This window comes from Enteroscipio rubneri (genome assembly GCF_963929405.1).
Classification (GTDB): Bacteria; Actinomycetota; Coriobacteriia; order Coriobacteriales; family Eggerthellaceae; genus Enteroscipio; species Enteroscipio rubneri.
In genome coordinates, this window is sequence record NZ_CAWVIN010000003.1 from 706,355 (window position 1) to 717,445 (window position 11,091).

An 11,091-nucleotide genomic window follows, 5' to 3' on the forward strand; every position below is an offset into this window, starting at 1 on the left:
ATGACAGATACCAGACTGGGCGGCATTCCCTCGCCGCTGGAAGGTGGCGACCCGAGATCCGGCCGAACCGAAGGATCCGATCCGGTGCCGCAGGCAAGTCCAAATGCAAACCGCAACCACGTAGGATCTTCTGCGCAGCCGCATCCTGGAACTATTCCTGGACGAAACGTACCTGCTCATCCGGCTGCGCGTCCGGCCACAGGGTCAACGCCGCGCGTCGCCCATGTTCAGAATGCTGCCTATCAGCAGCAAATCGCGAACGAGCGGTACCGCCAAACCCATCAACGCAGTGCGACGAATCCCGGGCAGCGGTCGCCTTACCAGGATCACGAGCGCTACAAGCGCATCGCCCAGAAACCGAAGGTCCCGGTGGGTCGTCGCATCGCAGGGATCGCGCTCGCGCTGGGCGTAGTCGCGGTCATCGCGGTCGGAGGCTTCCTGTACGTGCAGAACCTGCCCATCGCCATCACGCTTAACGGCAACGAATTCGAAGTCGATGGCGACAAGACCATCGCCGACGTTCTACGCAAGAGCGGCATACGGCCCCTCGCCGGCGATTTGGTGGCTGTTGACGGCAGCGTGTTGGAGGCCGGCCAGGGCGAACCGTTCCATGCGACCATCAACGGCGAAGCGACCACCGACTCCGCAGCCAAACTCTCCGCCGGCGACGTTGTCGAGATCGGCAACGGCAACCCGATCGAAGAGCCCTCGGACGCCGTCGAGGAGGCCGTGCCCTTTGAAGTGCGCGAAGAGGGGACGGGCGCCATCCACATCATCGAAGGCGACGGGACCGATGGCGTAAAGGCGACAAAAACCGGGAAACTATCGGGCCTCGTAGCCGAGCAGATCACCAAGGAGCCTTCGGACATCGTCTGCCGCAAGGTGGAACCCGATGTCGGCGACGACAAGGTCATTGCGCTCACATTCGACGACGGTCCCTGGGAGGAGTATACCGAGCAGATTCTCGACATTCTCAAAGAGAATGGGGCCAAGGCGACGTTCTTCACCGTTGGCGACCGCATCGCCGGCGCCGGCGTAGACCACGTCAAACGCGCCGTGGCCGAAGGGCACCAGGTGTGCACGCACAGCTTCGACCACGCAGACGGAAGCGGCCAGGGCGTCAACCTTGGATTCATGACGCCCGAAGAGCAGGTGGCCGAGATCGAGAAAGGCTACGCCGCCATCGAAGAGGCGACGGGCGCAAAAGCGAGCACCGTCATCCGCACGCCCGGCGGGAACTTCGGCACCGAGGTCATTCGCAATTTGAAACCTTACATCAGCGCCGAAATAGGGTGGAACATCGATACTACCGACTGGAAACGACCCGGAGCGGATGCCATCGCCGAGCAAATGAAGAGCGCCCGGCCCGGAGCCATCCTTCTGATGCACGACGGAGGCGGCAACCGCTCCCAGACCGTGGAAGCGCTACGGCAGGCCCTGCCCTATCTCAAGGAGAAGGGGTACCGGTTCATTACCATCGACGAGCTTATGGAGTATCCGCTGGCCTAGCCGCGTCTGCCGCCGTGGCCGCTCTTACCTGATACCGCGACGACCCGCAGAACGATCGATTCTGCGGGTCGTTCTATTTTCTGAATCTATCGATCCATAGAAACTAACGATGGAAGATCGAATGATTCCTCCGGCACGTAGTTGATCAGAAACCTACAATAAGGTCACCGAGAAACCATTTGAGAAACCGAGGCAGGGGGACTGCAACAATGAGCATGCAATCGGGCTCGCAGAAGGTGATCAGCAGTGGATGCTAGCCAAATCATTTCAATAGGCATATTCGTTATCACCTTCGCGGCCATTATGACGGAGAAGCTCCATCGCGCACTCGCCGCGATCGTCGGAGCCTTCCTTTTGCTGGCGCTTCATATCCTGTCGTTCGATCAGGCCATGGAGCATATCGACTTCAATACGCTCGGTGTGCTGTTCGGCATGATGCTGTTCGTCTCCGTCGTGAAGTTGTCGGGCGTCTTCGAGTTTCTCGCCGTCAAGTGCGCTCGACTTGCAAAGGGCGACCCGTGGAAGATCATGATGCTGTTCGTTCTGCTCACGGCAGTCCTATCGGCGTTTCTCGACAACGTGACCACCGTGCTGCTCATCGGGCCAATGACGATCACCGTCTGCAAGATGCTCGACATCAATCCCATCCCGTTCTTCATGACCGAGATCTTGGCATCGAACATCGGCGGCACGGCGACGCTCATCGGCGATCCGCCGAACATCATGATCGGCTCGGCTGCCGGATTCACGTTCCTCGACTTCATCATGTACGACGCACCAGCAGTCGTCATCATCCTCGCCGCGATCCTCGTCGTGTTCTACTTCTTGTATGGGCGCAAATTGAACGTGAACGACGAGCACAAGAAACGCGTCATGGAGCTGGACGAACATGCGCAGATCAAGAATCATCGTCTGCTCAAACAGAGCGTTGTTATGGTGGGGCTTGTCGTGATTGGCTTTATGGCGCATGGAGCACTCGGACTCGAGTCGAGCGTTATCGCCCTGGGCGCTGCGGGCATTCTCCTGCTCATCTCGGGCGAGAAGATCGAACATGCACTTTCGCAGGTCGAGTGGACCACGCTCGCCTTCTTCGCCGGCCTGTTCATCATCGTGGGCGCGCTCTCTGAAACCGGTGTGATCGAGATGCTGGCCTATGCGCTCATCGACGTGACCGGCGGCAACGTGTTCATCACGATGCTCGTACTTCTGGTGGGCTCGGCCGTGATATCGAGCTTCCTGGACAACATCCCCTTCGTGGCCACGATGATTCCCATCCTGCTGGCCATGGAGTCCACCGGCATGGACGTCACGCCTCTGTGGTGGGCTGTTTCGCTTGGCGCATGCTTGGGTGGCAACGGCACGATCATCGGTGCGAGCGCGAACGTGGTGCTGAGCGACATCAGCAAGAAAAACGGCCACGAGATCACATTTATCAGCTTCCTCAAAGTCGGCTTCCCCATCATGATGCTGACCGTGGTCATCGCCGGGCTGTACCTGATTCTCAGGTTCCCGCCGATGTAGCGAAACCGAGCTTCTCAATCGGACCGCAGACCGCACGCAGGCCTGGCCAAACGCCCGGCCTGCGTGCGGTCGACCATCGACCAATCGACCTCAATCCGATGCGTTTCGTTCGTTTCGTTCAAAACCCCTTGCAGGCAAAACATGGTTTAGGTATACTTCATTCTCGCGCTTCGCATTGAAGCCGTATGCCAACGTGGCTCAGCTGGTAGAGCAACGCACTCGTAATGCGTAGGTCAGCGGTTCGAATCCGCTCGTTGGCTCCAGAAAAAGTGCAGGTCAGCTAGGGAAACTTGGCTGGCCTGTTTCTTTATATGCGCGCCAAAACCACCTCTAGGACACAACCGGGGCACAACGGACAAAGACTAGGCTGTTTTCACCTCTATGATACGTGGCGGTGGCCGCATCGATGAACACGGTGCGCTTCTTACAACGGCCCTTCGGCGGCTTTATCTCGCCGTAAGTGCTGCGCTGCTGAACGGCGTGGATACACGGCTGGTTCAGGTCAACACTCCTCCAACATAGCCCCACCACTTCGCCTAAGCGCATGCCCGTGGCAAGCCCGACCCTCACCGCGAGGATGAGGGATTTCTATCGCGCCTGTTGGGTTTTGTTGAGCTTGGGAATCCCGTGGAATGTCGCAGCGGGCGCAAGGATGCCCAGCACCACTGATGCGGATGTGCTACAATCAAGCCAATCGGTGGTGCCCCGCCTAGTCGGGCGGCATCGGTTACTCAGCTAGGCCGGGGACTTGTTCAGGGTAACCCGGCCTTCTTCATGCCCAACACCGTTCGCCCTACTCCTTCCTCGCCAGGTCGGCGATGGCAACCATCAAAGCCAGCAATGCGCACACAGCGATCACGGTTTGACTGTCCATGGCAAACACCCCCTCTCGGAGATGCCGTCCGGCAGGATGCGGCGAAGCACCGCGCCCATTGTAGCGCACGGTGAGGGGTCTATCCCACAGTGAGCGGATAGTGTGCTGTTTGCGGAAGGATCGCGCCCAATCGTCCGAGCATGGGGAATGAAAATCAAAAATTGCTAACTTCAAAGCAAAAAGTAACAAGCGTTGATAAAACATGTTGAAGAAAGTAGGTTTCAAAGATGGGCATGCAGGAATGGGCAGGAATAGTCGTACCTTCGCTCGTCAGCATAGTCGGTTTTTTAGTGACCTATTTTATGTCGAGAAAGAACCTCAAAGACGGACTAGCTCTAACTGAAAAGGAATTTCAAAACGAGCTATTAAAGCAGCGCAGCGACAAGCGGCTAGAACTAATGGCTAGCGCTCCTTACGATGCACTGGTACTGATGCAGGATATGATTGACTCTGGGAAGAATAAGAAGCACAGCTTTCCCGATACGAAGCTCCTTGAAAAACAGAATAACCTTTATTTCAAGGTCTACGCATATGGCTCACCCTCTTCACTTCATATCCTGTCTTCCATGCAAAGCGAAAACTATCAAGCCAATATGAATAGCATCGTGTCAGTAAATGCACACAGGCTGATCTGCTATTACGTGTTGTTAGCCTCGCAGCTTCGAATGGATGTCACGGGCGAAACAGTAAACCCAGAGGAATGGTTTAAGATGAAATTCAGCGACTACCATAAAACCAAATCCTTATTTGCGGACGCAAATAATCAACTTGTCACTGAGCTCAATCCATCCAAGGACTTTTTTATTCGATAGCGTCGGCACCTCTGCTCGGGGCGAGCGGCGCACCGATCCTCCACCAGCATCGCCCTTCTGACAGCTTCGTCGGCATCGACACGGCGAAATGGTTGCAACCTCTTGCCACTCGGTTATTCAATCGACCCTCGCAGACTCTCATCCGTCTACGCTCAAGTTCTCTACGGCAGTCCAACCTCAGCAGCATTTGCTGCATCTTGCCTGATCATATTAATTATTTCACCTACTCACAGGAGATCGTACACCCGGAAAGCTCTTCCTTGACATCGTTCCATGTCGTAGGGCACCGTCGGACATTGCAGGCCGTCGGTTGGTTTCGCAGCCGGCGACCTGTTCTGCCTGTACATCCCTGCACCTTCGGAACGCAGGGCGCGCGCTCGATATGGCACAGAAACCGGTAAGCCTTGCGATGCGGAAAGCGCCCAGTGTGCAACGTGCGCGCTGGCAGCCGATCAATGGTTCGCAGGCTCCTCGGTCGGATTCACAGCGCCGCCTGTGAGCACGAGTCTGACGCAGGTTCCTCGTCCCAACTCGCTTTCGACGTCCATATGAGCGCTCGATCCGAAGTAGCCGTGGATGCGGTCGTGCACGTTCTTGACCGCGATGCCCAGGCCGGTGGAGGACTCGGGGTGCAGGATGTTCTGCCGAGCTTCCTCCGTCATCCCCACGCCGTCGTCAGCCACGCTCACCACCACATCGTTCCCTTCGATGCGCCCTGTCACGGTAACGGTGAGTCGCCCTTCGGAAGGCATGGCATGCCGCACAGCATTCTCGACAAGCGGCTGGATAAGAAACGGCGGCACGAGCATATCCTCTACTTCTGCGTCGATATCCACCTGCATGGCGACCCGTTCCGCCCCGAAACGCGCGACTTCGAACGTGAAGTAGCGCTGCGTCTGCTCGATTTCACGCGCAAAGACGATAAGGTCGGCCGAATCCTCGAGAGTCCGTCGGTAGAACACGGCAAATTCTCGCAGCAACGTGCGCGCTGTTTCGGGATCGGTGCGGATCAGCGAGGCTATGGTGTTGATGGTGTTGAACAGGAAATGCGGATTGATCTGACTCTGAAGCATCTTGAGTTCCATACTGGTGGCCAGCTTCGTCTGCTCTTCGAGCGCCGCGGCGGCCATCTGGGTGGACAACAGCTTGCCGAAGCCCTCGGCGATGGACTTCTGCGTTTCGCTGATATGCTTTGCGCGGCGGTAGTAAAACTTGAGCGTGCCTTCGACGTTCTTCCCAATTTTGAGCGGCACAATGATGGCCGCCCGAATGTTGGTCGTATCGTCGGAAAACCCGATTTCCTCAGGCGTGAACAGGATGCGCATCATCCCGTCATTCAGCGTCGCATGGGTGGCGAGCGTTCGGATCATGCTGCCGGAGGGATTCGCCGCCGCCTCGTATCCAGAATATGCGAGTATCTGCTCCTTATCGGTGATGGCCACAGCAATGGCGGCCGTTGAGGGGAGCAGCAAGCCGCAAATCTTCTGGGCGGCTTCACGATCCAAACCGTCGCTCATGTACGCAAGGGTTTGACTGGCAAGCTTGAGCATCGCATCGGACTGACGAGCTCGCACGGAGTCGGGATCCATGAGCAGACGAATGACCATGACGATGGACAGCGTGAACGACAACCCAGCTGCAAACAGTACGAAGATGTTGATCTCCCGCGTGACAAGGCTGTATAGCAGCACCATGCCCGAGATCACTGCGATGGTGAACATGAGCATCTCGAGCGTGAACAGACGCGAGGGATGCTCCTTTTCGTTCTCCTCCTCCATGCTTCCTCCTGCGATACACCGCCGCCCCGCGCACGACGCAGGCGACGCGATTCATCTGGGCACGCGCAGAACATCCCCACGCAACCGTAAAGGGCCGCGTGATGTATGCGCGTCTAGCCCAGTATACCGAATTCGTTGAGTACGAGGAGGGCGGCGGCCACAATCAGGAAGCCTCCGAAAATGAAGCGCAGCGTGCGCTCGGGTACGCGATGCACAAGGCGCGCGCCGATAATTGCGCCGGGGATCGATCCGATGGAGATCGCGATGCCGGCCAGGTAATTGATATTGCCCAGCAGGGCCTGCTCGATGACGCCTGGAATAGCGAGGATCATCACGGCGATGAGCGACGTGCCGGAAGCCTGCCGCATCGATATGCCCACAAGCGACAGCATGAGCGGCACCATGATGAACCCGCCGCCCACGCCGACGTAGCCCGATGCCACGCCCGCGCCCAGCCCGATAGCGACGCCGATGAGCAGCTGGTTCCGCGTGAGTTTCCCTGAGGGGAGCTCCATGTTCGAAGCCGATGCAGCGCCTGATGTCCGGCTGGTCTCATGCAATCGCGAATCAGCAGAGGGGGCCCCTCCTGACGTCACGCCCGCAGCCTGCGCGAAGGAAGTCGCCGGCTCTGGTTGCGCCGGTTTCATCTTGATAGCCTTGCTGAGCATCTTCACGGCAGACCATCCGATGATGAGCGCAGCAACCACCATGATTAGCCACGCTGGCGAAAGCGTTGCCAGCCACACACCCACCGGGGACGTAAGCGCGCCGCCGATGCCGGCGGCAATGCCAAGCGACGGTATGCACGTCTTGTGCCTTACGTGCGATAGCGCACCTGAAATGGAGGTGGGAATGATGGCGAACAGAGACGTGGCTGTGGACATGATAGCGCTCATATCGAACAGGAGGCGAAACACCGGAACCATGACCGTACCTCCGCCGATGCCGAGCAGCCCGGACAACACACCGATGAAAAGGCCAACGAGTGCCGGTATGACGAACTGCACGATAGGTTCCATGTCGAAGTCTGCTCCTCCCGAGGCGAACCGTGGGCGCTGTTCTCAGCGGACCCAGTGTAGCGAAAACCGAAGCCGTCAGCCGCATGACGCTGGTTCAACCCGGAAGCGTCACGCACGCGTTATCATGCGGCAGCACGACGCAGGGAGGTGCCCAGCGGCCACGTCCTCATACTCGCATTACTCGGCGATATTCAGGCGGATTTCGCTTGTCACGCCGGGATCGATACCCGCCGGCCTCGCCGGTTGCGGCGGGACCGCACGGCCCGGATCGATGTTAACCTGCCGCTGTGCAGCAGACTGGATGAGCGCCGTGCGCAGAATCTGGTCGTTCTCCATGCGCGCCATAAGTTCAGGCCACACGAACTGGAACTCGAAGTACTTCGAGCAGTTTCGCTGCGCATATGTGGTCGCCTCGCCGGTCGCGGCCTTCGCCGCTTTGCGGTACGCCCGCTTGTCGGGGCGCGCGAGGCTGCGCAAAAACGCCGTCAGCCTGATACGCCTTGTGATACCCGGCTCCAAAAACGGCCCCGGATACGGCTCGAGCGAGGACGGCTTCACCTGCATAAGATCTATCTGCGTGCGACTGTACTCCATCTTGCGAAACTCGTAGAGCCAACGGAAAATGTCTTGACGGAACCGCGTGCCCTCGCTTTCCGTTTCCGGAGGCAGATGCCGCAAGCTCCATTGGTTGTCCAGCCAGATATCCGAGCCGTACATGCGTAAGTCAAGCATGTAGTCGAGATCCTCGCCGCGCGCGATCCACGGGTCGAACGATAGGCGCTTGAACGCCTCCTTATGCAGTGCCAGGCAACCTCCGCACACGTGGTTCGAGCGGGACAGGCGAGGACCGTGCATGGCCCTCGCCATCATCTTGTTGAATGCCTTGCCCTGCTGCCAGAAATGGTTGTACCACTTGTCCTGGCTTTTCGAAAGGTACGTGCCATCGGAGTTGAAGTAGAAGCCCGTCTTGGCCAGAATGGGGATACCCTTCTTCGTGAGCTTGCCCAGACCGTACATGGCCTTCTGTAGGAAGTCGGCGTCATCGACCACCTCGTCGTCGTCCAGAAACACCACGGAGTCGAAGCCGAGCACGTCGGCCATGACGAGGCCGAGATTGCGCACGGCACCATAGCCGGACAGACCGATTTCCTTCGACAGCTTGCCAAGCCCCAGCTGCTCCATGCGCTGCTGGACGAGCGCGAACTCCGGCGCGCCGATGACGGCGATATTGAGCGACGGGTAACCCGAAGCGATGGACTGGATCTTCTCGGCCGCCTGCACCTCGATAGAGGGCTCGCTGACCACGAGCACGATGATCTGTCCGATACCGCGCACCTTCTGCAACGACGTGAATAAGCGGGAAAGCTCCCCGGACTGCGAAATCGGCGTCATGTGGTCGTAGGTGGTGGTCACGCCGCCGCCGTCCTTGCGGCGGCGAGAGGAAACGAACGTCGGAACGACGATAACTGGGTTCATGCCCGTCCTTCGTGTCGGCCAATAGATCCGCGCCCAGTTCAGACGCCCTGCACATTCCCGCAAGGCACTGTTAAGGCTAACTTAAGCATTGTAGCGGTTTGTCAAACGGGGAGCATACGCTTCACCGAAACAGTGAAGTGACGGCAACGCGCGGCATGCATCCTTAACGCCAGGTTGATCCACGCGCTATCGATGGCCCTGCGCCGCACCGACGCGCGGTTATGCGGCTGCTTGCTGGACAACCCCCGAGCGTCTGAGCGCCGAAAGCAAGGGCAGCCCGAGCGCGTACATGACGAGCGCTTCCCCGATGCCCGTGGACACGACGCCAAACAGGTACATGGGCAGGTACAGCCCATCGAGCGCAACAGATGTGAACGGAATGGTGTAGTAGCCAAGGCCTTGCAGAAGGAGGGGAAGGTAGGCGGGCACGATGAGCGCATTGGCGATCACCGGCCCGAGCAGCGCGAGTTTCGGACGGTCGCGCAGCTTCCAGCACCACAGCGCGCCGAGAAACGTCGCCAAGCTGCCAAACGCCACGTCGAGCAAGCCGAGTGCGCCGGTACCGTTGATGGCGAGCGCGATCAGGTTCGCAATGGCGCACCCGATGGTGAGACCGGGAACGGCAGCCGGCGTGAGTACGGCCAGAACGCACACGGCCTCGGATAAGCGGAACTGCACAGGGCCCCAGGCCAGCCCTTGCAGCAACAGCAACGTCACGAGGGTCGCAGCCGCATACACCGCGGCGATCATGCCCGCTTGGGCGACATAAGCCGTCTTCTTGTTCGTGTGCGCGTTCATACAGAGCTCCTTGTCTCCACGCAGCCGAAGGGCGGAGACGGAGGGCGATTAGCGGCGCGGCTTTCCGTAGCCACGCAAACCCGAACGCCAGGTGCGCCGGATTTTTGCGATACCGCCGTGCGTCCACGCGGCTTCACCGCGGGCTATGGGCAACGATTATGTCGCGTATGCAGGGCCCAACGGTGCAAACGCGAAGCTTCGCTCGTCGGAACATGATCGAAGCCGCTCGCAAGTATAGCAGATACGCGTCCGGAACGACGACGTTTCCGCATCACCGTTTCCGACGGGGCTTGCCCTTGCGGATGGGCTTCTTACGGACGTCGCTCGCCTTCTCGCCGCGCATCCGACGCGCCTCCTCGCGGCGTTCGCGCACTTCCTCCGTCTCTTGTTTAAGAACGCGGTACGAAGCGATCCGCTCGGGCGCAATGCTTCCCGCCTCGACCGCAGCCCGCACGGCGCAGCCCGGCTCGTTCTCGTGCCGACAGTCCCGGAAGCGGCAGCGCTCGGCCAAAGCCTCCACATCGGCGAACGCTGCGCCGATGCCCGCATCGGCCTCCCACATCCCCAGACCGCGCACGCCCGGCATGTCGACAATCCAACCGCCCTGCGGGATAGCGACCATCTCGCGGCTCACGGTGGTATGGCGGCCCTTGCCGTCGCGATTGCGGACAGGCGTGGTATCCTGTATATCTTCGCCCACCAGCATGTTCACCATACTCGACTTGCCCACCCCGCTCTTGCCGATGAGGACCGCCGTCGTGTTCGGCGGCACGAGCGCACGGACGGCCTCCACGCTCGACAAGTCGTTTTCGGAGACGACGAGGGTCTGCACGTCGGACCCCACGAGAGCGCTCACGCGCTCGCGCACTTCGGCCACATGCTCCTCGCTTTCGGCGAGGTCGGCTTTCGTGAGCACCACGGTAACCGTCGCCCCCGTCTCGTATGCCAGCACGAGTTCGCGCTCAAGCCGCCTGACGTTCACGTCGGCCAACGGCTGAGCCACGATCACACGATCGAAGTTCGCAGCCAGCACCTGGGGAACCGCCCGCTCGGTAGGATCCTTGCGCACGAACGCGCGCGAACGAGGTGCGATGGATTCGATGATGCCCTTGTCGTGTCCATCGGGCACGGTGGCCTCGACAACATCCCCGACGACAGCGCGTACCTGCGAACCCTTCAACAGAGCGGCCGCCTGCTCGCATCGGACGAGTCTCCCATCCTCCATGCGCACGAGCGGATACCCGCGATCCAGCTTCACAACCTGACCCTTCTGCAAGCGTCCTCCTTCTGCTTCTCCGCCGATT

8 protein-coding genes and 1 tRNA gene are annotated in these 11,091 nt (G+C 59.5%); 4 read left to right on the forward strand and 5 right to left on the reverse strand.

Going from position 1 to position 11,091, the window contains the following annotated elements; all coding sequences use genetic code 11:
- The 4 genes from ABGT83_RS10070 (at window position 1) to ABGT83_RS10085 (ending at window position 4,716) form a co-directional block, all read left to right on the forward strand.
- Complete coding sequence (locus tag ABGT83_RS10070) at window positions 1-1,509, forward strand: polysaccharide deacetylase family protein (RefSeq protein WP_103265765.1); 1,509 nt, start codon at window positions 1-3, stop codon at window positions 1,507-1,509.
- Between the two features lie 246 nt (window positions 1,510-1,755).
- The gene (locus tag ABGT83_RS10075) at window positions 1,756-3,030 is read left to right on the forward strand and encodes an SLC13 family permease (RefSeq protein ID WP_103265766.1); all 1,275 of its coding nucleotides are present in this window, start codon (window positions 1,756-1,758) and stop codon (window positions 3,028-3,030) included.
- Between the two features lie 187 nt (window positions 3,031-3,217).
- Window positions 3,218-3,293: transfer RNA gene (locus ABGT83_RS10080), tRNA-Thr, on the forward strand.
- 838 nt (window positions 3,294-4,131) lie between these two features.
- Complete coding sequence (locus ABGT83_RS10085; protein ID WP_346687381.1) at window positions 4,132-4,716, forward strand: hypothetical protein; 585 nt, start codon at window positions 4,132-4,134, stop codon at window positions 4,714-4,716.
- A 452-nt stretch (window positions 4,717-5,168) separates the two neighbouring features.
- Here ABGT83_RS10085 and ABGT83_RS10090 read toward each other — a convergent pair whose 3' ends face one another.
- From ABGT83_RS10090 to rsgA, 5 genes are all read right to left on the reverse strand, one after another.
- Window positions 5,169-6,494: a histidine kinase gene (locus ABGT83_RS10090; RefSeq protein ID WP_346687383.1), complete on the reverse strand. Its 1,326-nt coding sequence runs from the start codon at window positions 6,492-6,494 to the stop codon at window positions 5,169-5,171.
- A gap of 113 nt (window positions 6,495-6,607) precedes the next feature.
- The gene (locus ABGT83_RS10095; RefSeq protein WP_346687385.1) at window positions 6,608-7,513 is read right to left on the reverse strand and encodes a sulfite exporter TauE/SafE family protein; all 906 of its coding nucleotides are present in this window, start codon (window positions 7,511-7,513) and stop codon (window positions 6,608-6,610) included.
- Between the two features lie 177 nt (window positions 7,514-7,690).
- The gene (locus ABGT83_RS10100; RefSeq protein ID WP_103265770.1) at window positions 7,691-8,989 is read right to left on the reverse strand and encodes a glycosyltransferase family 2 protein; all 1,299 of its coding nucleotides are present in this window, start codon (window positions 8,987-8,989) and stop codon (window positions 7,691-7,693) included.
- 219 nt (window positions 8,990-9,208) lie between these two features.
- On the reverse strand, window positions 9,209-9,787 hold the full coding sequence (locus tag ABGT83_RS10105) for a QueT transporter family protein (RefSeq protein ID WP_103265771.1): 579 nt from the start codon (window positions 9,785-9,787) through the stop codon (window positions 9,209-9,211).
- A gap of 271 nt (window positions 9,788-10,058) precedes the next feature.
- Window positions 10,059-11,063 (reverse strand): ribosome small subunit-dependent GTPase A, encoded by a 1,005-nt coding sequence (gene rsgA, locus ABGT83_RS10110; protein WP_346687387.1) that lies wholly within the window; start codon window positions 11,061-11,063, stop codon window positions 10,059-10,061.
- Between the last annotated feature and the right edge of the window lie 28 nt (window positions 11,064-11,091).